The sequence below is a fragment of the Aureimonas psammosilenae genome, assembly GCF_009176975.1.
Taxonomy (GTDB): domain Bacteria; phylum Pseudomonadota; class Alphaproteobacteria; order Rhizobiales; family Rhizobiaceae; genus Plantimonas; species Plantimonas psammosilenae.
The window spans coordinates 497,561-519,532 of sequence record NZ_WEZG01000002.1 but is presented as its reverse complement, the minus strand read 5'-3'; the positions used below and the strand labels follow the sequence as shown (position 1 = coordinate 519,532).

Sequence of the window (21,972 nt, the reverse complement as noted above, 5' to 3'; positions counted from 1 at the left end):
CGAAGGCTTACTGGAGGTACTTGCCGGGATCGACGGGCGCCGAATTCTTGCGAACTTCGAAATGCAGCATCGGCGAGGAGGCGTCGCCGGACATGCCGGCGGTGGCGATCTCCTGGCCGCGCTTGACCTGCTCACCGCGTTTCACCTTCAGGTCGTCGGCATGGCCGTAGACCGTGACGAGGCCGTTGTCGTGCCGCACGAGGACGGTGTTGCCGAACTCCTTCAAACCGTCGCCGGCATAGATCACGACGCCGTTCTCGGCCGCCTTCACCGGCGTGCCGCGCGGCACGGAGATGTTCATGCCGTCGCTGCGGCGCGTACCGTCCTTTTCGCCGAAGCGCTTGATGACCCGGCCCTGGACCGGCCAGCGGAACTGGTCGATGCCGGTAGACTTCGGCGCGTTTTCCGCCGTTTCCTTCTCGGCCTCGGTTTCGACGGTCGTGGCGGGTGTCGCCGGCGCTGCCTCGGCGGCCGGCGCAACAGGTTCCGCCTTGGCCGGCGCTTGTTTGGCAGGCGCCGTCGGCTTGGTCTCGACGGCAGCCGTCTTGGCGGGCTCGGCAACCGGCTTGGCGTGGGCTGGCTGCGCGGGCTTCTCGGCCGCGACGGCGGCTGTCTTCGGCGTCACAGGCTGCAAGCTCTGCTGCTTGGCGGCGGTCTCGGTCACGGCCTTGGCGGCGGGCTTCACCACGGAGCGGGTCTCACTCCCCTCGCGCGGGTCGAGCGAGGCAACCCGGCGGGGCTCGGACGCGCCGCCCGGAAGGATCAGCTTCTGCCCGAGACGAACGGTGTCGTCCGTCATGTTGTTCGCGGCCTTCAGTTCGGCCACGGTGACACCGGCGCGCTTGGCGACGGCGAAGAGCGTGTCGCCGGGCTCGACGGCGATGCGGCCGGGCGTCGAAGCCGCCATGCGCTGCGAAGGCGCACGCAGGGTCTGCGGCGGCGTGCCGAGGGTGCGGACACCCTCCGCGCTCGCGGTTTGCGCCGCGCCGGCAGTCCCACCATAGGAATAGGTCGGGATCGCGATCGCTTGGCCCGGCGTCGCGTCTGCGGCGCTGGACAGGCCGTTGGCGGCGACGATCGCCTTCACCGGCACGCCGTAGCGGCTGGACAGGGTTTCCAGCGTTTCGCCCTGACGAAGCGTCACGGTGTTGCCCGTCTTGTTCCAGCCGGCCTTCAAGGGCGCGGATTCAGCGACACGCGGCTGCTCGACCGGCGCGGCGGCCGGCGGCGTGTAGGGGGCGGGACCACCGGACGGCGGGGCGAGCGTGGAGCGCTGGATCGACGCTTCGCGCATTCCCGACTGCGGATAGCTCGGCACGCTCTGGGCGGCCGCGCCGGAATAAAGCGGGTCCTGCGGCGCGCCGACCGAGCCGGTGCGGGTGGCGTCAAGGCTTCCCGGGAAGGGTTGCGAGCCACGCCCGATGCCGGCCTGCGGCATGGGCTTGTTGGGCAGTGCGCCCGTATAGAATCCGTCGTCGAAACGGGAAACGTCGGCGCTACAAGCGGCGCCGAGCGCGGTCAGCGCCACGACCGCGACCGTGCGGACTAGACGAAGACGATCGGACCTCAGCACCTCGATACGCATCAATGTCCCCAAGAACCTCTGGCTGTTGAGATCATTCAACCGCATCACGGTTACTCGCGAGTTAACTCAGCGAGGGCGTTCTATGAAATTCGTTAGGCATCCCGCCGCTATAGCTTGCGGGCAACACCGTGGCCCATGGGCTGGTAGCGCACGGGGCGCAGATCCTCGCGCTCCAGACGGCTGCCGACCTTCTGAAGCCGCGCCAGCATCTGCTTGCCCTGCCCCGGACCCAGGGCGCAGATGATCTGGCCGTGCTGCGCGAGCTGTTCCAGAAAGCTGCGCGGCAGGGTCTCGAAGGCCGCATGGATCACGATGCGATCGAAAGGCGCGCCGTCGCGATACCCGTCGCGGCCGTCTTCCTGCACGAACTGGACGCCGGGAAGACCGAGCAGCTTCATACGCTCGCCGGCCTTGGACAACAGCGTCGCGTAGCGATCCAGCGAGGTCACGCGCCCACCGCTCTTGGCCAGAAGCGCCGTCACGTAGCCGCTGCCCGTGCCGATCTCAAGAATGCGGCTCGTCGGCTCGACGCGCAGGTCGCTGACGATCGAAACGGCCGCGAACGCGCCCGGCATGGTTTCCCCGCAATCGATCGGCAGGGCCGCGTCGGAATAAGGGTTGGCGATGCCGGGGCGCACGAAATGACGGCGCGGCACGGCTTCCACCGCTTGCAGCAGCCGCTGGTCCGCGATCCGCGCGCCGCGCAGCCGCAAGAGAAAGGCCGCAAGTTCCTCGCGGTCGCGTTCGCTCATCCCGGCCGAGCCGCCGACGAAGCCTTCCATGCCGATCGCCCTACCTGCCGAAGAAGCTCTTCAGCTCTTCTCGCAAGCCATGTTCCGTGAAATCAAGCTTCATCGGCGTCACCGAGATCCGGCCCGCCAGAAGCGCTCCGATATCGGAGCCCTCCATCTCTGCCCCGACCTGCCGGCCGAATTTCAGCCAGAAATAGGGAAAGCCGCGCCCGTCCCGACGCTCTTCCAGGCCAAGATTGTATTCGAGCTTGCCCTGGCGCGTCACCTCGATGCCCGAAACTTCTTCCGGGCGCACCGCCGGGAAGTTCACGTTGAAGAAGACACCCGGCCGGTAATCGGCCTTCAAGAGCTTTTGGACGATTTCCGGCGCGTGGCGCTCCGCCGTTTCCCAGATCGCTTCGCGATTTGTGTTGGGCGTGTGCGCCTGACTGAACGCGATCGAGCGGAAGCCCAGCATCGTGCCCTCGATGGCGCCCGCGACCGTTCCCGAATAAGTGACGTCGTCGCAGATGTTCTGCCCGGCATTCACCCCCGACAGAACGAGGTCCGGTGGCGACGGCATCAGGTGCTTGGCGCCCATGATGACGCAATCGGTCGGCGTGCCCGTCAGGGCGAAGCGTCGCTCCTCCATCCGGCGCAGGCGCAAGGGATGCGACAGCGTCAGCGAATGCGACAGCCCGCTTTGATCGGTTTCCGGCGCGACCACCCACACGTCGTCGGTCAGGGTGCGGGCAATCCGCTCTAGAACCGCGAGGCCTTCCGCATGGATGCCGTCGTCGTTGGTGATGAGGACGCGCATGGCTTAAGGTGCCTTGCCGATCGTCGTGAGACCGCCCATATAGGGGCGCAACGCCTCCGGCACGGTCACGCTGCCATCTTCGTTCTGGTAGTTCTCCAGAACCGCGATGAGGCAACGGCCGACGGCGACGCCCGAACCGTTCAGCGTATGAACGAAGCGCGCCTGCTTTTCGCCGGCCACCTTGTAGCGCGCGCCCATGCGGCGGGCCTGGAAGTCACCGCAGACCGAACAGCTCGAAATCTCGCGATAGGTGTTCTGGCCGGGCAACCAGACCTCGATGTCGTAGGTCTTGCGCGCGCCGAAGCCCATATCGCCCGTACACAGAACCACGGTGCGGAACGGCAGGCCGAGGCGCTTCAACACCTCTTCCGCACAGGCCGTCATGCGCTCGTGTTCGGCGACCGAGGCTTCCTGCGTCGTGATCGACACCATCTCGACCTTGTAGAACTGGTGCTGGCGCAGCATGCCGCGCGTGTCGCGGCCCGCCGAGCCGGCTTCCGAGCGGAAGCACGGTGTCAGGGCCGAATAGCGCAGTGGCAGAACGGCGCCGTCCAGCATGGTTTCGCGCACGAGATTCGTCAGCGACACTTCGGAAGTCGGAATCAGCCAGCGCCCGTCCGTCGTGTGGAAGGCGTCCTCGGCGAATTTCGGCAACTGGTTCGTGCCGAACATCGCTTCGTCCTTCACGAGGATCGGCGCGACGACCTCCTGAAAGCCGTGCTCCTCCGTGTGAAGGTCGAGCATGAACTGCCCGAGGGCGCGTTCGAGCTTGGCCAGAGCGCCCTTCAGGATGGTGAAGCGCGAGCCGGAAATCTTGCCGGCCTGTTCGAAATCCATGAGGCCGAGCGCCTCGCCGATCTCGAAATGCTCCTTGGCCTCGAAGGCGAAAGCGCGCGGCTCGCTGTGGCGGCGGACTTCCACATTGCCGCTTTCATCCGATCCGGCGGGAACGTCTTCCAGAGGGACGTTCGGGATGCGGGCGAGCGCGTCTTCCAAGGCCGCATCGATGCGGCGCTCGGTTTCCTCGCCGTCCTGAATGGCCGCTTTGATCTCCGCGACCTCGGCGATCACCGCTTCGGCGCGGGCGGCATCCCCCGAGGCCTTGGCCTTGCCGATTTCCTTGGAGGCGTCGTTGCGCCGGCCCTGAAGCTCCTGAAGCTTCGTCAGATGCTCGCGGCGCTCTTCGTCGAGGCGCACGATCTCGGCGGAAACGGGGCTGGCGCCGCGGGCGACCAGCGCCTCATCCAGCTTCTCCGGATTTTCGCGTATCCACTTAATATCGAGCATCGTTCTTCCGCTCCCGAACGGTCGAAGAGCGGACGTTCCGAGCCCTTACGCGGATCGTTCGCCGGACGGGTCGGTGTCGCTCGATTGTTCGGCTTGTTTGCGTTCGATCATCCGCGCCGTGATGATCGAGACCTCGTAGAGAAGGATAGCGGGGACCGCAAGGGCGATCTGCGAGGTCGGATCGGGCGGGGTCAGGACGGCCGCGACGACGAAGGCGAGCACGATCGCCCATTTGCGTTTGCCGACAAGACTTTGCGTCGTGATCATGCCGGCACGCACCATCAAGGAGGTGACGACCGGCATCTGGAACACCAGACCGAAGGCCAGAATCAACGCCATGACGGTGGAGAGATATTCCGACATCACGTTCAGGAAGTTGACGGACACCTCGTCGGGGCTGGCGGCGGCACGCACGAAGCCGAGCGAGAACCACATCAGCATCGGCATGGCGACGAAATAAACAAGAAGCGCGCCGAGCAGGAACAAGAGCGGCGAAGCGACCAGAAAGGGCAGGAAGGCTTGGCGCTCGTTGCGATAAAGGCCGGGCGCCACGAACTTGTAGAGTTGCGTGGCGGCGACGGGAAAAGACAGGAACATGCCCCCGAAGGCGGCGATCTGGAGATAGGTCGTAAAAGCGCCGAGCGGGCTCGTATAGTTGAAGCCGGCCGGGCCGAGATCGATGTGGCGCCAGCGCGCGGCGCGCAGATAAGGCTGCGCGAGAATGTCGAAGATGTGCGCAGACAGGAAGTAGCAGAGGATGAAGGCGATAAAAAAGGCGCAGAGCGCCCAGATAAGCCGGCCGCGAAGCTCGATCAGGTGCTCGATGAGAGGTGCCGAGGAAGCGTCTATATTGTCCTGACCGGCACGCATCACGCACGTTCTCCGTCGGACGCCAGTTCACGGTCCGGTTTGGAAGGGGCCGCATTCGGGGCGGCGGATGTCTTGTCGGCTTCCGGGGCAGCCGCTGCGGGCGATGCCGTTTCCACGTCCGCCGGGGGCGGTGCGGCAGGCGTCGCGGGGGCATCGGCGGTGGGCAGGCGCGGTTCCGGCGCCTTGGTTGCGGCCCGCAGGGATGAGCGGATTTCGTCCCCCACGGCGCGGATCGGGTTCAGCGCGTCGCGCACGCTGTTGCGCGGGTCCATGCGGCCGATATCGCGGACGGTTTCCTTGACGTCGTCCATCTCCGCTTCACGCAACGCGTCGTCGAACTGGCGACGAAAATCGCCCGCCATGCGGCGAAGCTGCGAGGTCACGCGCCCGAAGGTCCGCAACATGCGCGGCAGGTCCTTCGGACCGACGACGACGATCAGCACCACGCCGATCACCAGGAGTTCGGACCAACCGACTTCGAACATCGAGAGACTTTCGAACGAACCGTCGCCCTCGCGGCAAACGGCTTTCCTTGCCGGCGACGATCGAAAACGAGGCGGCAACGCACCTCATGGCGACCGGCGCCATCTCGCCCGGCATCGGGCGCGGCGACTTCCGTGCCCGATCGAACGCGGATCGACGTGCGATCAGATCGTGGTCTTTTCGGCCTGACGCTCGCGGACGATCTCTTCCTCGCGGTGGTCGAGCGACCGGCGCTCCTGCGCTACGGGCGTTTCGTCCTCGTCGCGCATGCCGTTCTTGAAGTTCTTGATGCCCTTGGCGACGTCGCCCATCAGCTCGGGGATCTTGCCGCGGCCGAAGAGCAGCAGCACGACGGCCAGAACGATGAGCCAATGCCAGATGCTGAAGCTACCCACTGTCTTTCTCCCTTTGCCGCGAAAGTCGCCGCCCGGTTTCGAGCGGTAGCGACTCGGCGGCGATGGTGCCGGTCGGCGTTACGTAAGCGGCATCCGTCGCGAGTTCAAACACGAATGATCGTGCTCGATCAACCTAGCCTGAGGTTTCGGCTCCGGGAAGGCAGGAAAGCCACGACATCCACGCGTCACGTACCCCATCCCCTACGGAATGATCGTGGCGAGCGTGGGGCTGGCGGACAGGAGGGAGAGCGCGACCAGATCAGGCGACGGCGGACATCAGCCGGGCATATTCCTCGCGCAGCGCAGCTTCGTCGGCGGCGTGGAGGCGCGAGGGGCCGTAGAGTTCGGCGATCTCGGCCCGCAGCTTGGCCTTGTCGGCGAGTTCGGTGACGCCGGCCGCGACTTTCCGCATCTCGGCCATGTCGCCGTTGCAGTGAAGGGCGAGGTCGCAGCCCGCATCGAGGGCCCGGCGGGACAGATCCGTCATGTCCCCGTTCAGCGCCTTCATCGACATATCGTCGGTCATCAAAAGTCCGTCAAAACCGATTCGGTTTCGGATCACGTCTTCGATGACGATCGGCGACAGCGTGGAAGGGTTCGCCGCGTCGATATCCGAGAAGAGGATATGGGCGGTCATCGCCGCCGGCAGATGGTTGAGGGTCTGGAACGGCAGGATGTCGGACGCGTAGAGTTCGGCGCAGCTCGCATCCACCACCGGCAGGGACAGATGGCTGTCGGCATTGCCGCGCCCGTGACCGGGAACATGCTTCATCACCGGCATGAGACCGCCTGCCGCGAGACCGGCCGCCGCAGCACCGCCGAGCTTGGCGACGACGTCCGGCGCGCTCGCATAGGCACGGTCGCCGATCACGGAACTCGCGCCCACGACGGGCACGTCGAGGCAGGGCAGGCAATCGGCGTTGAACCCGTAGGCGGCAAGATCGAAGGCGAACAAACGTCCCGTCAGCCACGCCGCGCGCTCACCCGCTTCCGGGTCGGCCGCATAAACTGCGCCAAGGCGCGCGGATGGCGGATAGCTCGGGGCCAAGGGCGGGCGCAAACGCTGGACGCGGCCACCCTCCTGATCCACGAAAACGGGGGTGGAGTCGCGCCCGCCCGCTTCCTTCAGTTCGGCTACGAGGTCGCGAAGCTCCCCGGCTTCGCCGACATTGCGGCCGAAGAGGATGAAGCCCCAGGGGCGTTCGTCGCGGAAGAACGCCTTCTCGTCGCCCGTGAGGCGTTTGGCCGAGCAGCCGGCGATCCAGGCCTTGTGTGCGGACATCGATGTCTCAGCGCGTCACGAGGCAGGTCGCGCCCGCCGATTTCAGCTTCGAGCAAAGGCTCGCCGCTTCTTCCTTCGAGCCGGCGGCGACGCGGACGCGGTAGTAGGTTCCCTTTCCGGGGATTTCGGCAGCCTGGATGCCGAGCGGACGACCGGCGATGACGTTGGCATAACGGCCGCTCATGCTCGACATCGACTGCTGCGCCGAAGCCTCGGAGGGCTGCGATGCGATCTGCACGAAGTAGCCGCTCGCCGGCATGGCGGACGCCGTTTGCACCGGCACCGACACCGGAGCCGCCGGCACGGAACCGGGCTTGGGCGCCGGCATGGCGACCGGCCGCGCGGGAACCGCGGAAACCTGCACCGGATCGCGCGCCTCGCCGGCCGCATCGGCGACCACCGAAGCGACATCGGTGACGGAAGCGGCAGCGGTCGCGATCGGGTCGGCAACGGAGGTCGCGGCCGGCTCGTCGTTCGGCACCAGGCGCCCGTCCGCGCCGACGCGCATCGTTTTCACGCGGCGCGGCTGCAGCACCGGCTCGGGCCCGCCGTCGGTCGCTTCGGTCTCGGCGGTGACGCGGGTCTCGTCCTTGACGGCGACGGACTCCCCGCCCCCCAGCTCGACGCCGGGCAAGGCATCGGAATAGGACGCGTCTTCCTCCTCGGTCGGAAGCTCCATGGGCTCTTCGGCGTTGCGCAGGAGAGCCGTCTGGGTCGGCGTGGCGTCGGCCTTGTTCGGCGAGGCGACGCGATCGTAGACCGCCTTGTTCTGGTTCGGATAAGCCCGGCCGCCCGGATCTTTGGGCGCAATCTTGTAGGGTTCGGCATCCGCCTTGATGAGAAGCGGCTCGTCGCTGCCTCCGCCGAGGCTGCCCGACGCGCCGTGTAGAAGAAACACGCCAAGCCCGCCGGCCACCAGAACGGCCAGAACGCTGCCGCCGGCCATCATGCGGCCCTTCCAGCGACGCCCGGCAGTGACGGGGCGACCGTATTCCATCGGCCCGGTGCTGTAGTCGGTCTCGTAGGGGGCCGCGTAGCTTGGCGACTCGTAGGCCGGCTCGGCCCGCTGCGCCTGGCGCGGCGCCGGAATGGATGTCGGGCGGATCACCGCGAGTTCGCTGCGGATCAGTTCCTCGAACTCGTCAACATCGGCCGGGGGCTGGTGCACGATACGCTCCTCGGCGGCGCGCTCGGGAGCAAAGGACTGGGTTTCCACGACGATGCGATCGCGCGGACGGGCCGGCGCGCTCAAGTTTCGCAGCACCTCCTCCAACTCGTGATCGATTTCTTCGTCGGTCGGGTGGACCGGACGCGAACCCATGACGCGCGCCGTTCCTTGCGCTTTGCGCGGAGCTTCCCGGTGCGCCGCGGCCGGAGCCGAACGGCCCTGCCCCCGCGTTTCGGTTTCGAAGGCGGCCTGGAATTGCTTGTCGAGATCGTCGAACGCGAAATCCATGCCCGGCTCGCGACGAGCGGGCGCAGCGCCTTGGCGGCGCGCGGCCTCATCGTGACGGGGGTCGCGGTTCAGTTCGGTCTGAAAGAGTTGTTCGAGCTCGGCGAAGGGATCTTCCGCAATGGGAGCTCCGCCCCTCGCGGACGTGGAGCCGCGAGCCAGGCCCTTCAAGTTACCCATCAACCCCTCGCTATGCCCTCGCCCCGGCGGACGCATCGTCAAGCTCCGGCAGGGATGCCGAAGCGTCTAAGCGGCGATGTTGACCAAAGCGTGGTCGCTCAGCGCATCTCGTCCGGTGCCGCCACCCCGATCAGCTTGAGACCGGAAGCAACAACGGACGCGACACCTCGAACGATGCCCAGTCTCGCCAAGGTCAATCTTGGCTCGTCAGGGTTAACAAAGCGTAACCCCGGCACGTCCCGCCCGCGATTGTATTGAGCATGAAACATCTGCGCGAGATCGTAGAGATAGAAGGCGACACGGTGCGGCTCCTTGGCGTCCGCAGCCGCCAGAACGAGGCGCGGATATTCGGAAAGCTTGCGGACGAGGCCAAGCTCGCCTTCGTCTTCGAGAAGCGCGAGCAACGCCGGGTCGGCGAGCGCCGCATCCGCCGGCACCTCGATCCCTGCGCTTTCCGCCTGCCGCACCACGGAGGCCGCGCGGGCATGGGCATATTGGACGTAGAAGACCGGATTGTCCTTGGACTGTTCCGTCACCTTCTTGAAGTCGAAATCCAGCGGCGCGTCGCTCTTGCGGTAGAGCATCATGAAGCGCACGGGATCGCGCCCGACCTCCTCGACCACGTCCGCGAGCGTCACGAAGTCGCCGGAGCGCTTCGACATCTTCACCGGCTCGCCGTCGCGGAAAAGCTTCACGAGCTGGCAGAGAACGACGTCGGAATGCGCTTCCCCGCCCGACACCGCCTTGGCCACGGCCTCCAGCCGCTTGACGTAGCCGCCGTGGTCCGCGCCCAGCACGTAGACCATTTCCTGAAAGCCGCGCGCGAACTTGTCGGCGAAATAAGCGACATCGGCGGCGAAATAGGTATAGGCGCCGTCCGACTTCACGAGCGGGCGATCCATGTCATCGCCGACATCGGTGGAACGCAGAAGCGTCTGCTCGCGGTCCTCCCAGTCCTCCGGCAACTGCCCCTTCGGCGGCGGAAGCGTGCCCTGATAAACGATGCCCCGCGCCTGCAGCGCCTGGATCGTTTCAGCGATGCGGCTCGCATTGCCGTTCGCGCTCGAATGCAGGGTGCGCTCCGAGAAGAAAACCTCGTGCTCGATGCCGAGCCGCTTCAGGTCGTCGCGGATCATCAGCATCATGGCGTTGATCGCGTAGTCGCGCACGATGGGGAGCCATTCTGCCTCCTCCATCTGGAGAAGTTCCTTGTTCCGGCGAATGGCGAGCGCGGCGCCGACCGGCTTCAGGTAGTCGCCGGGATAAAGCCCCGCTGGGATTTCGCCGATCGACTCGCCCAGCGCCTCGCGGTAGCGCAGGAAGACCGAGCGCGCGAGGACGTTCACCTGCTCGCCGGCGTCGTTGATGTAATATTCCTTCACCACCTCGTTGCCGGCGAAGGCCAGGAGATTGGCGATCGAATCGCCGACCACCGCGCCCCGGCAATGGCCGACATGCATCGGGCCGGTGGGGTTGGCCGACACATATTCCACGTTGATCCGGCGACCCGTATCGGGTCCGCGGCCGTACGCAGCCCCGAGCCGAAGCACCTCGGCCAGATGCCCGGTCCAGAACGACGGACGAAGACGAAGGTTGATGAAGCCCGGCCCCGCGATCTCCACGGACGCCACGTCCGGGTCGGCGCGCAGGAGTTCGGCCAGACGCTCGCCGAGGTCGCGCGGCTTCTGGCCGAGCGGCTTGGCCAGCACCATCGCTGCGTTGGTGGAAAGGTCGCCATGGGTCGGGTCGCGCGGCGGCTCCACCGCGATGCGCGACAGGTCGAGGTTTTCCGAACCGATGCCTCGCGCGACGGCGTTGCGGATGCGCGTTTCGAAATCGGCGAAGACGTTCATGAATCTCTCGAAAGGACGGGCGGAACCGCGCCGCCGATGGCGGACCGGATGCGGCGCAAAATCGCCGCGCGCCTAACGCATATCCGGGGTGGCGTCAAACAAGCGGCGGTGCTCGGCGAGAGCGTAGGAGTCCGTCATGCCCGACAGATAGTCGCTGACGCGCCGCGCCCGCCCCGCTTCCGAAGCGTCTTCCAGCGCCTCGCTCCATTCGCCCTTCATCTCGTCGGGCACGGCCATGTAGCGGTCGAAAAGTTCGGACACCACGACCTCCGCCTGATCCATCACACCCCGGATGGCGGGGGTGCGGTAGACGTTGGCGAACAGGAAGCGCTTGGTCTCGGTTTCGGCCCGGCGCATCGCGTCCGAAAACGCGAAAATCGGCCGCGAGCCTGAGCGCACATCCTCGGCGCTCGCCGGTCCGGTTTCATCGAGGCGGCGCAGCGCGGTCTCGATCACGTCCTCCACCATGCGGGTGATGTGGCGGCGCATGACCTCGTGGATGGTGCGCGAGCGGTCGAGATGGGGGTGCCGCTTCTCCACCTCGCGCAGGATGTCTCCGGCGAGTTCCAGATCGCGAAGATCGGAAATGTCGAGAATGCCGGCGCGAAGCGCGTCGTCGAGGTCGTGCGTGTCGTAGGCGATGTCGTCGGAGATCGCCGCCGCCTGCGCTTCGAGCCCCGCGAAGCTGCCGAGTTCCAACGGAAAAAATGCATCGAAGTCGAGAATGGCCTGAGGCACCGGCTCGCCCGTCGCATAAAGACCGATCAGCGGGCCGTTGTGCTTGACGAGCCCTTCCAGCGTTTCCCAGGTAAGGTTCAACCCGTCGAAGTCGGCATAGCGCTGTTCCAGCGCGGTCACCACGCGAAGCGCCTGCGCGTTGTGGTCGAAGCCGCCATGCTCGGCCATCCGCCGGTTCAAGGCGCGCTCGCCGGCATGGCCGAAAGGCGTGTGGCCGAAATCGTGAACGAGCGCGACGGCTTCCGTCAGGTCCTCGTCCAGCCGCAGGGCGCGGGCGAAGGCGCGGGCGATCTGCGACACCTCGATCGTGTGGGTCAGGCGCGTGCGATAAGCGTCGCCCTCATAGGCGAGGAAGACCTGCGTCTTGTGCTTCAAGCGGCGAAAGGCGGCAGAGTGGACGATGCGGTCGCGGTCGCGCTGAAAGGGCGTGCGGGTCGGGCTGGAGCTTTCGGGAAAGAGGCGTCCGCGCGAGCGCGCCGGATCGCAGGCATAGGGCGCGTGAACGGCGCAGCCGAAGCCGATGTCGCTCGCGGCGAGGCTTCGATTCGCCTCCGCTTTCGACCCCACCGCATCCGACACGCCGCACCTCCCGCGCCCGGCCGATTGACCGGCCTTCGTCCCGTGCATACTTAAGCCCTGTTGCCCCAACAACGAGAGGCGACGCATCGGGAACGAGCCGATGGCGTCGAAGCCTTCATGAGCCAAGCCGTTTCCATCACCGTTTCCGACAGCGCCGCGCGCCGGATCGCCGCGATCGTCGCCAAAAGCCGCGACGACGGCGACGCCCTGCGCGTTTCCGTGGAAGGCGGCGGCTGCTCGGGCTTCTCCTACAAATACGACCTGACCTCGGCGCGCGAAGCCGACGATTTCGTTATCGAGAAGGACGGCGCGACCGTTCTGGTGGACCCGATGTCGCTGACCTTTCTGGAAGGCTCGGTGATCGATTTCGTGGACGACCTGATGGGTCAATCCTTCCAGATCCGGAACCCCAACGCGGTCGCCTCCTGCGGCTGCGGCACCAGCTTCTCGATCTGACCCCGGTGCTCGTCGCGACCTGGAACATCAACGGCGTCAAGGCGCGCCTCGACACGCTCCTCGCTTGGCTGGAAGAGCGCAAGCCCGACATCGTCGGCCTGCAGGAGATCAAGTCGGTCGACGAAGGCTTCCCGCGCGAGCCGATCGAGGCGCTCGGCTATCATGTCGAGACGAGCGGTCAGAAAGGCTTCAACGGCGTCGCGCTTCTGTCGCGCGTGCCGCCCAAGGAAGTCCATCGCGGTCTGCCCGGTGACGATTCGGATGAGCAGGCGCGCTATATCGAAGGCATCTGGTCGGTGCACGACCGGCCCTTGCGCGTCGCCTCGCTTTATCTGCCGAACGGCAATCCGATCGGCACCGAAAAGTTCGACTACAAGCTGCGCTGGATGGAGCGCCTTCAGGCCCATGCCCGTCGGCTTCTGGAGGAGGAGCAGGCCTTCGCGCTCGTCGGCGACTACAACGTCATCCCGATGCCCGAAGACGTGCGGCGGCCGCAGGTGATGCTGGGCGACGCCCTGTTCCAACCCGAAAGCCGGTCGGCCTTTCGGCGGCTGATGGCGCTGGGCTTGACCGACGCGATTCGCGCGAGTTCCGACGCGGACGATCTTTACACGTTCTGGGATTATCAGGACGGCGCGTGGCGCAAGAACCACGGCTTCCGCATCGACCACGTGCTTCTATCGCCCGAAGCCGCCGACCTCCTCCATTCGGTGGCGATCGATGTCCATGTGCGCGCCTGGGAAAAGCCGTCAGACCACGTTCCGGTGGTGGTTCAGCTCAAGGTCTGATGTCGGGGGACACGCTCAGTTGTGCGCGTCCGTTCCCTTGGTTTCAGCATAGGCGAGAGCGGTGCGCCGGTCGCCTTCGCTCGCCAGCGAGAAGGCTTCTTCCTGCATCGGACGAATCCACTCGCGATCCATCGGCTCGGCGTTGCGCAGCGCGACGGTGAGGAGCGCCAGGCCGCGAACCGGCTCCGGCTTCACAGCGATCTGGTCGCCGTCGAAGAGCAGATAACCGAGAAGCGCCTGTGCGCCGGCATTGCCCTTTTCCGCCGATAGGTTGAGCCAGCGCGCCGCCTGACGCGGATTGGCGCGGCCGCCTTCCCCGTAGAGCAGCATCCGGCCAAGCCGGTACTGCGCCTGCGGATCGCCGAAGATCGAGGCGGCGTGGAAATAAAGCTGGCGCGCCTGGCTGAGATCGATGCGCACGGGCGTGTTGGGAATGCCGGTGCGCATGTAGTCGGCGAGCGCCGTCACGGAACTCGCCACATAGGCGGCATTGGGTGAAACGGACGTGTCGTCTTGGTCGTCGGCGACGATCTCCTGGAAAATCTTGAACGCCTCGTAGTCGTTGCGCGGCACGCCGTCGCCGTCCGCATACATGCGGCCGAGCTTCCAGCGGGCGCCCGGATGCCCCTTGTCGGCGGCATATTTCAGGGCTTCCGCCGCTTCCGTCTTCTCGCCGCGCTTGTAGGCGCTGAAGCCGAAGTTGAAGAGTTCGGCAGGACCGGACTCGGGATTGATCACGTTGCTCGGGTCCAAGGCATAGGCCGGACCGCCGAACGGTGACGCGAAGAAGCCGAGCGCCAAGGCCATGGCCTTCGCGCTTGCTCCCACCCGATGCCGCCGGTTTGCCACGCATTCCAGCATCAAACGCAGCTCCGCATTTCCAGAGCGGCCGCCTCGACGACCGCGCCCGACCAATGTGTCGCGAACGCGCAAACAAAGACTGAATGATCAGTCATACGCCCCTCACGCATGCAGCGCCGACGATGCCCCCGCATCGACTTCGCAAGCGGCACAGCAAGCACCCTAGAGGTGGGGAGGCTTTATGGCGGCTTAGCGGCAGTTGGACTGCTCGTTCACTGTAGCCGATGCGTCGTTGCAATAGTGTTGCCGCTAATCAACATCCGCAGCGAACACATGCAACACTCAGCCCCGCGCAAGCCGGCGCGGGAACCGATTGGGGCGACTTGTGCTGGCGGCACCAAGCTTTCGGTGGAAGGGCCCGCCAGATCGGAAAGGCGCGTCAGCGAAGCCGAACGATGGCGGCTTCCAGCTTTTCCTTTTCCGTCCGGTAGCCTTGGAGCTTTTCCCGCTCTTCGGCCACGACTTCGGCGGGAGCCCCCGCGACGAAGCGCTCGTTGGAAAGCTTCTTCTCGATGCGCTGGATCTCGCCGTCGCTCTTGGCGATGGCCTTGGTCAGCCGCGAGACCTCCGCCGCGATGTCCACCATGCCTTCCAAAGGAAGGGCAAATGTTTCCGAACCGATGACGATCTGGACCGAGGACGGAGGCGCAGCCTCAGCGGTCTCGATGGCGCTGACACGGGCGAGACGGCGCAGCGACGCGGCTTGCTCACCCAGCCGCTTGGCGCCCGCCTTGCTCGGCTGCACGGCGACGAGCCGCGCTTCGGCGCCCGGCGGCACGTTCATCTCGGTGCGCACGGAGCGGATCTGCGACACGAGTTCCACCAGCCAGTTGACGTCGTCGGCCGCCGCCTCGTCGGCGAAGTCGAGGTCGGGCCATGCCGTATGGCAAAGAAGCGTCCGGCGGCTCTGCCCTTCCGGCGCGGTCACCGTCCAAAGCTCTTCGGTCAGGAAGGGCATCACGGGATGAAGAAGCGCCAGCACGCGATCGATCGCATAGCCGGTGACGATCCGGGTTTCGTCCTTGGCCGCTTCGTCGTCTCCGCCGTAAACGGGCTTCGACAACTCGACATACCAGTCGCAGAACGTGTTCCAGACGAAGCGGTAGAGCGCGCCGGCCGCATCGTTGAAGCGATAGGCCTCAAGCGCTCCCGTGGTTTCGCGGATGGCGCGCGACAGTTCGGTCAGAAGCCAGCGGTTCTGCGGCAGGGCGACGGTGGCCGGATCGACATCCACGCCGTGGCGCACGCCGTTCATTTCGGCAAAGCGCGTCGCGTTCCACAGCTTGGTGCCGAAGTTACGGTAGCCGGCGATGCGCTGCGGGTCGAGCTTCACGTCGCGCCCCTGCGCCGCCATGATGGCGAGCGTGAAGCGCACGGCGTCCGCTCCGTATTCGTCGATCAGCATCAAGGGGTCGATGACGTTGCCCTTCGACTTCGACATCTTCGCGCCGTTCTTGTCGCGAACGAGCGCATGCATGTAGACGGTGCGGAACGGCTCCTCACCCATACAGTGAAGACCCAGCATCATCATCCTGGCAACCCAGAAGAAAATGATGTCGAAGCCGCTGACCACGATCGAGGTCGGATAGTAGGTGGCAAGCTCCGGCGTCTTCTCTGGCCAACCGAGTGTCGAGAAGGGCCAGAGCGCCGAGGAGAACCAGGTGTCGAGAACGTCCTCGTCACGCTTCAGGAAGCCGTCGCGCGCTTCCGGCTCTTCGGCCATGCGCCGCGCGGTGGCGTCGTCGATCGTGCCGTTCGTGACGTAATGCGCGAGCGCCTCGGCGACGGCCTCTTCTTCGCTTGCCGCCACGAAGACGTTCCCGTCCGGGCCGTACCATGCCGGGATCTGATGGCCCCACCAGAGCTGCCGCGAGATGCACCAGGGCTGGATGTTCTCCATCCACTCGAAATAGGTCTTTTCCCAGTTCTTCGGGACGAAGACGGTGCGGCCCTCGCGCACGCTGGCGATCGCCGGCCGGGCGAGCGTCGCGGCATCGACATACCACTGGTCCGTCAGCATCGGCTCGATGACGACGTTGGAACGGTCGCCGAAGGGCTGGGCGATCATCTTCGCCTCGATGCCGCGCAGAAGGCCGAGTTCCTCGATCTCGCGAACCACCATCTCGCGCGCTTCGTACCGGTCGACGCCGGCATAGCGCGCGGGAACGCTGTTGTCCTCGCTGGAGATCATGCGCGCTTGCCCATCCATCAGCGCGATCAGCGTGATGTCGTGCCGACGCGCCACCTCGAAATCGTTGAAATCGTGCGCGCCCGTGATCTTCACCGCGCCGGTGCCGAATTCAGGGTCGGGATACTCGTCCGCGATGATCGGGATCAGGCGGTCGGCGATCGGCAGGCGCACCATCTTGCCGACGAGATCACGATAGCGCTCGTCGGACGTGTGCACGGCAACCGCGCCGTCACCCAGCATGGTTTCGGGCCGCGTCGTGGAAATAACGATCTCGGAAACGCCGTTCACCGGACCATCGGCCAGCGGATAGGCGAAGGACCACATATGGCCCTCGACCTCGCGCTGCTCGACTTCGAGGTCGGAGATCGCGGTCTGGAAGACCGGGTCCCAGTTGACCAGCCGCTTATCCTTGTAGATGAGCCCCTTGCGATAAAGGTCGACAAACACTTCGCGAACGGCCTTCGACAGCCCTTCGTCCATCGTGAAGCGCTCGCGCGACCAGTCGCAGGACGCGCCGAGGCGACGAAGCTGGCTGAGGATCGTCCCGCCGGACTCTTCCTTCCACTTCCAAACGCGCTCCACGAAGGCCTCGCGGCCCATCTGGCGGCGATTCGGCTCCTGGCGTTCCATCAACTGGCGCTCGACCACCATCTGCGTGGCGATGCCGGCATGGTCCATACCCGGCTGCCACAGCACGTTCTTGCCGCGCATCCGCTCGAAGCGGACCAGCACGTCTTGGAGCGTGTTGTTCAGCGCATGGCCGATATGAAGAGAGCCGGTGACGTTCGGCGGCGGAATGACGATGGAAAAGGGCTTGGCCCCTTGCCGAGCGCCCGCACCAGCGCGGAAGGCATCCGCGCCTTCCCAGCGCTCGGCGATCCGCGGCTCGATCGCGGCCGCATCGTAGGTCTTTTCGATCATGCTGGCGTCCGGCAGGCTTGCGAGCGCCGGGCGGACCCCGCGCTTCTAGGGGAAGCGCCGGGTTAAGCCGAACCTCGCCGAACTGTCAACGTGAGGCGACGATGGACGCTCAATATCGCGCGCCGCGCGCCACCCGCTCGATCTCCTCGCGCACCAGCCGCTCCACGATTCGCGGCAGGTTGTCGTCGAGCCATTCCTGCAGCATCGGGCGCAGCATCTCGCGCGCCATCTGCTCCATGGAGCGCATCTGCCCTTCCCGGATGGCGCGGGCGAGGTCGCCGAAGGCCGAAGCCACCTGATCGCCGGCCTCGGCCGACAGAAGCGCGGACGCGCCGTCGATCACCGATTCCGGCATCTGGCGCGGCGAGCGCGCTTCCGCCGAAGGTTCATGCCCGTTGCCGGCGTCCTGCATGGCGGTGTTGGAGACCTGCGCTTCCCACGGGCCGTCCCGAAGCTCGGCCTCCAGAAGCCGCTCGTCCAGTTCGAAGCTGTAGTCCACGGCAGCGGCTGCGGCCGGCGCGTCGGTGGATATCGAGGACTGGACGTGATTCTCGTTGCCCGGCAGGGGCGCAACCGTCGGGCGGTCGTCGAGAAGGAGGGAAGCAGCGTCCGCAGACACGGTTGCTGCATCCGCCTCGTCGGCATCGGATCGGCCACCCCGCCAGTCGAACGCCGCGTCGTTCGAGACTGATTCGGCTGCAATCTCGTCGGTTTCATCGGAAACGTCGCGGTCGGCGGCGGCATCCTGGTCGTCCAACGCCGGAACGGCGGCCAAGCCGGGCGTCGTCTTCAGGTAATGCACATCGAAGCGGGGAACGTCCTGGGTGCCGCGCGACGCTCCCTCCGGCATTTGTTGCGCCGGTGTCTCCGGGTCTGCAATCGGGTCGGAGGCACCGAGGGATCGCGTCGATTCCGGCCCGGCCGCCTGCCCCGTTCCATTCCGCTCGTCGCCGCTTTCGATGATCCGGCGGATAGACGCCAGGATCTCGTCCATCGACGGTTCCTTGAGAGAGTTCGCGCTGGCCATCTCGACGATTCCACGGCTTTGAGGGCCAGACGCGGCCCCTGATTCACAATGCTTAATTTAGCCTGAATCACCGCGCTGGCAGAAGGGCCGTAAACGCACTTGGCGCTTTATCACAAACTTATCACGCAGCCCGCACTCCAAACCGGTGGAGCGGGCTGCATCGGGGGCTGAAATCAGCGGCCGTCCGGGGTGCGCGTGCCGCCCCATTTGTTCTTGACGGCCTTGTAGTGCTCGTTCGGATCGTAGATCGAAGCCTTCAGCTTCAAACGCGACGCAGAAAGCCGGCCGACGGCGGAGGCCAGCGTGTAGCTCGTCACCACCTCGTCGCGCTGGGCGCCGGCCAGAAGGATCTGCGCGGTGATGACGTCGGCTTGCGCGTTCAACACGTCCAGCGTGGTGCGCTGACCGACATTGCGCTCTTCGATCACGCCGTTCAGCGCGAGACGCGCGGCGCGCACCTGCGCGTCATAGCCGGTCACGTTGGCAAGCGCCGCCTGACGCGCCGCCCAGGCCGTTGTCACGGCAGCCCGAACCTGATCCCGGGTCTGGTCGACCTCGATCTCGCGCTGGCCGAGAACTTCCTTGGACTGGCGGATTTCAGCCGCCCGCAAACCGCCCTGATAGATGGGGATGGTCAACTGCGCCGCGACCGTGCCCTGAACGGTGTTGCTGGTCAGGACGTCGAGGCTCCGGACACCCGGCAGACCGTTGGCACCAACCGACGAGACGTTCGTATCCGGCTCGGTGTCGGTGAGATTGTAGCTGTTCTGCGCCTGCGCCGTCACGGAAAGCTGCGGCAGGAGCCGGCCTTCGTTGGACTTCACCTGGAAAGCGGCGGCATCCACCGCAAAAAGCGTCGCAAGGATCGCAGGATGCTCGCGCTGCGACGAATTCGTCGCGTCCTGCACCGTGCGCGGCAGGAACCCGGCGCTCAGCGAACGGCCCGGCTCGAGGTCGCGCGGCGCATCGCCGACGATCTGAAAATAGGTCCCCTCACTCGAGGCCACCTGCGACAGCGCGGAGTTCAAGAGCGCCGTCGCCAGCGCGCGCTGCGATTCGGCCTGCGCCACGTCGGTGCGGGTTCCCTCGCCCACGTCGAAGCGGGCCTGCGCCGCCCTCACCTGCTCTTCGAGGAAGGCGAGGTTCTGACGACGCAAAAGGGAAATCTGCCTGTCGCGCAGCACGTTCATGTAGGCCGACACGGTATCGGCCAGCGTGTTCTGCTCGGTATTGGCGAGGTTCTGCTGGGCAGCCTTCACCTGCGCTTCGGCGGAACGGACGTTGTTCGGCGTTTGAAAGCCGTCGAAGATCGTCTGGTTGAGCTGGATGCCGCTGTTCAGGGTACCGGAGCGCGAATCCTCGTTCGGAAGACTGTCGCCGTTCTTGGTGAAGGAGCGCACGCCGGACACGGAGCCGGAACCCGAAATGAACGGCCGCAGCCCGGATTTCGCCTGCGGTACCGACTCATCGGTGGCCCGAAGCTGGGCACGCGCGATGTTGAGCGACTGGTTGTTTCGGTAAGCGCGGGCCAGGACGCCGGAAAGGGTTTCGGCACTCACGGGGGCAACGGGCAGAAGCATGCTGCCAGCCGCGAGAACCTGCAGGAGGAGTTTCAAACGCAAGGAACCATACTCCGGAATACCTTTCATTCGAAACGACGGCGACAAAGCACCGTGATTCAATCGACTTCGGAACGACCTATGGGCCGAATCGCGCTCACATTCGCACCATGGTTAGCATCAGTCGAACCCAGCCGATGTGTCCGACGCACCACGCATGGCAGTTTTTCGTCAATTACACGATTAACCGCGCAACCTTTCCCCAGGCTCTGCCCCGCTTGAGAGCAGAGCCGCAGCGCCGTCAGAAGACGAAGGCCGGGGGGCGAGTGAAGCCGGGCAGCATGGGAACGCTGCAGTTGAAGGCGAAGCGGTTCGACACGCCACCCCCTTCCTTCAGATAAAGGCGCGCCGTGGCCGCATTCCCGCGCCCTTCGACAACCACCATCCGGCCACCCTCGACCAGTTGGTCGGCAAAGCCGATCGGAACCTCTTCGACGGCGCCTTCGAAGAAGATGCGGTCGTAAGGCCCTTCGCTCGCCCATCCATCCGTCAGCGGACCGGCAACGAGCTTGACGTTGGAGACCGCAGCGCGTCCGAGCGCGTTTCGCGCCAAACCAACCAGCGCCTCGTCCTCTTCCAAGGCGACCACCTTGCCGGCGAGCGGCGCGATAACGGCGGCGGCGTAGCCGGTGCCGGCCCCGACGATCAGAACCGACTGCCCGCGCTGCACCAGAAGAAGTTGAAGAAGACGCGCAAAAGCCGAAGGCGTCATCAGGCGACGTCCGTTCGGGAGAACGAGATCCTTGCCGATATAGGCCAGCGAACGCTGGTCCTCGGGCACGAACTCCTCTCGCGGCACCGTCAGGAACGAACGCAGCACGTCCCAATCGGTGACGTCCTCCGTCCGGATCTGATTGTCGACCATCGTCGTGCGGGCGTGCGTGAAGTCCATCTGCCGGTCCGGCCTGCTCGATTTCGCTGCCTTGTCCTTAGTCAGGCTCGCCTTCCCGCGCAAGGCTATCGGGCGGCTCGGCGATCCGACTGGCGGGACGGCACAAGATTAACGAAGCGTGAACGAGCAACCGTCAAAGCCATGCAAGACCTGCATATCAGGGGTGCAGGGACTGCACTAAGTTTGAGCAGCAATGCATACTATATGTGCATCATCAGTTTCACGCGTCGAAAGCCGTCCGATGATCAACCACCTCACCTCCCGCATCCGCCAGTACCGCGACTACCGCAAGACCGTCAGCCTGCTCGCCCAGATGGATGATCGCCAACTGTCCGACATCGGCGTCAACCGTGGCGATATCGACCTCGTGGTCCGCCGCGGACGTCTGGCTCTTTAAGAACCGCGCCCTTCTCGATCGCGGGAATGAACGAGCGGCCCGGAAGGGCCGCTTTTGTTTTGAGCGCAGGCGAAACACCGTCCTGCATTCCACGTCTTGCCAACCGGCCGGAATCGTCCATTAGTCGCACCATGAACGAACCGACCGGCCAATCCAGCCCAGGCAGCGCCCGCATCCTCGTGGTGGACGACGACGCCCTTGTCGCGATGAGCATGGTGTCGCTTCTGGAAGACCTCGGACATTCGGTGGTCGAGGCCACGTCCGGCGCGCAGGCCCTGGCGATCATCCAGGGCGACGCCGCGATCGATCTCGTGATCACGGACCAATCCATGCCGGGCATGTCCGGCACGGAACTCGCGCGCGCCGTGTTCCTGCTACGCCCTTCCTTGCCCGTGATGCTCGCGACGGGTTATCGCGAGGTTCCGGAAGGCTCTGAGTTGCGATTGCCGCAGTTGATGAAGCCCTACGATGACGAGGCCGTCGGCAAGGCGGTGACGCAGGTATTGTCGCGTACCGAACCTCGCTGAGGTCGGGATACGTCCCAACATCCGATCACCCCGTCGT

At 65.6% G+C, this 21,972-nt stretch carries 20 protein-coding genes; 4 read left to right on the top strand and 16 right to left on the bottom strand.

Going from position 1 to position 21,972, the window contains the following annotated elements; genetic code table 11:
- Positions 1-7: 7 nt before the first annotated feature.
- From F9929_RS06385 to F9929_RS06335, 11 genes are all read right to left on the bottom strand, one after another.
- Positions 8-1,585 carry a peptidoglycan DD-metalloendopeptidase family protein gene (locus tag F9929_RS06385; RefSeq protein WP_235919060.1) on the bottom strand — a complete coding sequence of 526 codons (1,578 nt, stop codon included), beginning with the start codon at positions 1,583-1,585 and terminating at the stop codon, positions 8-10.
- Between the two features lie 107 nt (positions 1,586-1,692).
- Positions 1,693-2,367, bottom strand: a complete 675-nt coding sequence (locus tag F9929_RS06380) for a protein-L-isoaspartate(D-aspartate) O-methyltransferase (RefSeq protein ID WP_152045692.1) — start codon at positions 2,365-2,367, stop codon at positions 1,693-1,695.
- Positions 2,368-2,377: 10 nt separating this feature from the next.
- Positions 2,378-3,136, bottom strand: coding sequence for a 5'/3'-nucleotidase SurE (gene surE, locus F9929_RS06375; RefSeq protein WP_152045691.1), 759 nt, complete (start codon positions 3,134-3,136; stop codon positions 2,378-2,380).
- A gap of 3 nt (positions 3,137-3,139) precedes the next feature.
- On the bottom strand, positions 3,140-4,423 hold the full coding sequence (gene serS, locus F9929_RS06370; RefSeq protein ID WP_152045690.1) for a serine--tRNA ligase: 1,284 nt from the start codon (positions 4,421-4,423) through the stop codon (positions 3,140-3,142).
- A gap of 45 nt (positions 4,424-4,468) precedes the next feature.
- Positions 4,469-5,293 (bottom strand): twin-arginine translocase subunit TatC, encoded by an 825-nt coding sequence (gene tatC, locus F9929_RS06365; protein ID WP_152045689.1) that lies wholly within the window; start codon positions 5,291-5,293, stop codon positions 4,469-4,471.
- A complete protein-coding gene (tatB, locus tag F9929_RS06360; protein ID WP_152045688.1) occupies positions 5,293-5,778 on the bottom strand; it encodes a Sec-independent protein translocase protein TatB in 486 nt (161 codons plus the stop codon). Before tatB ends, tatC begins: the two co-directional genes overlap by 1 nt.
- A gap of 162 nt (positions 5,779-5,940) precedes the next feature.
- Positions 5,941-6,171 (bottom strand): twin-arginine translocase TatA/TatE family subunit, encoded by a 231-nt coding sequence (locus tag F9929_RS06355; protein ID WP_152045687.1) that lies wholly within the window; start codon positions 6,169-6,171, stop codon positions 5,941-5,943.
- Positions 6,172-6,430: 259 nt separating this feature from the next.
- Entirely contained in the window at positions 6,431-7,453 is a 1,023-nt protein-coding gene (gene nagZ / locus F9929_RS06350; protein ID WP_152045686.1) for a beta-N-acetylhexosaminidase, read from the bottom strand.
- A 7-nt stretch (positions 7,454-7,460) separates the two neighbouring features.
- Complete coding sequence (locus tag F9929_RS06345) at positions 7,461-9,086, bottom strand: SPOR domain-containing protein (protein WP_152045685.1); 1,626 nt, start codon at positions 9,084-9,086, stop codon at positions 7,461-7,463.
- 98 nt (positions 9,087-9,184) lie between these two features.
- Entirely contained in the window at positions 9,185-10,939 is a 1,755-nt protein-coding gene (argS, locus tag F9929_RS06340) for an arginine--tRNA ligase (protein ID WP_152045684.1), read from the bottom strand.
- Between the two features lie 72 nt (positions 10,940-11,011).
- The gene (locus tag F9929_RS06335) at positions 11,012-12,256 is read right to left on the bottom strand and encodes a deoxyguanosinetriphosphate triphosphohydrolase (RefSeq protein WP_235919059.1); all 1,245 of its coding nucleotides are present in this window, start codon (positions 12,254-12,256) and stop codon (positions 11,012-11,014) included.
- A gap of 117 nt (positions 12,257-12,373) precedes the next feature.
- On the opposite strand from F9929_RS06335, the gene erpA reads away from it, so the two are divergent.
- The gene (gene erpA / locus F9929_RS06330; RefSeq protein ID WP_152045682.1) at positions 12,374-12,712 is read left to right on the top strand and encodes an iron-sulfur cluster insertion protein ErpA; all 339 of its coding nucleotides are present in this window, start codon (positions 12,374-12,376) and stop codon (positions 12,710-12,712) included.
- Positions 12,713-12,717: 5 nt separating this feature from the next.
- On the top strand, positions 12,718-13,500 hold the full coding sequence (xth, locus tag F9929_RS06325; RefSeq protein WP_152045681.1) for an exodeoxyribonuclease III: 783 nt from the start codon (positions 12,718-12,720) through the stop codon (positions 13,498-13,500).
- A 15-nt stretch (positions 13,501-13,515) separates the two neighbouring features.
- On the opposite strand, the gene F9929_RS06320 is transcribed toward xth, so the two are convergent.
- The 5 genes from F9929_RS06320 to F9929_RS06300 form a co-directional block, all read right to left on the bottom strand.
- The gene (locus F9929_RS06320) at positions 13,516-14,307 is read right to left on the bottom strand and encodes a tetratricopeptide repeat protein (RefSeq protein WP_152045680.1); all 792 of its coding nucleotides are present in this window, start codon (positions 14,305-14,307) and stop codon (positions 13,516-13,518) included.
- Between the two features lie 433 nt (positions 14,308-14,740).
- Positions 14,741-17,473, bottom strand: a complete 2,733-nt coding sequence (locus F9929_RS06315; protein ID WP_152045679.1) for a valine--tRNA ligase — start codon at positions 17,471-17,473, stop codon at positions 14,741-14,743.
- A 109-nt stretch (positions 17,474-17,582) separates the two neighbouring features.
- Entirely contained in the window at positions 17,583-18,467 is an 885-nt protein-coding gene (locus F9929_RS06310) for a PopZ family protein (RefSeq protein WP_193227625.1), read from the bottom strand.
- 206 nt (positions 18,468-18,673) lie between these two features.
- On the bottom strand, positions 18,674-20,080 hold the full coding sequence (locus tag F9929_RS06305; protein WP_328595981.1) for a TolC family outer membrane protein: 1,407 nt from the start codon (positions 20,078-20,080) through the stop codon (positions 18,674-18,676).
- 280 nt (positions 20,081-20,360) lie between these two features.
- Entirely contained in the window at positions 20,361-21,011 is a 651-nt protein-coding gene (locus F9929_RS06300) for a protein-L-isoaspartate O-methyltransferase family protein (protein WP_152045676.1), read from the bottom strand.
- 241 nt (positions 21,012-21,252) lie between these two features.
- On the opposite strand from F9929_RS06300, the gene F9929_RS06295 reads away from it, so the two are divergent.
- Together F9929_RS06295 and F9929_RS06290 are read left to right on the top strand one after the other, a co-directional pair.
- Positions 21,253-21,408: a DUF1127 domain-containing protein gene (locus tag F9929_RS06295; protein ID WP_152045675.1), complete on the top strand. Its 156-nt coding sequence runs from the start codon at positions 21,253-21,255 to the stop codon at positions 21,406-21,408.
- A gap of 131 nt (positions 21,409-21,539) precedes the next feature.
- Positions 21,540-21,935: a response regulator gene (locus tag F9929_RS06290; RefSeq protein WP_235919057.1), complete on the top strand. Its 396-nt coding sequence runs from the start codon at positions 21,540-21,542 to the stop codon at positions 21,933-21,935.
- Positions 21,936-21,972: the final 37 nt, after the last annotated feature.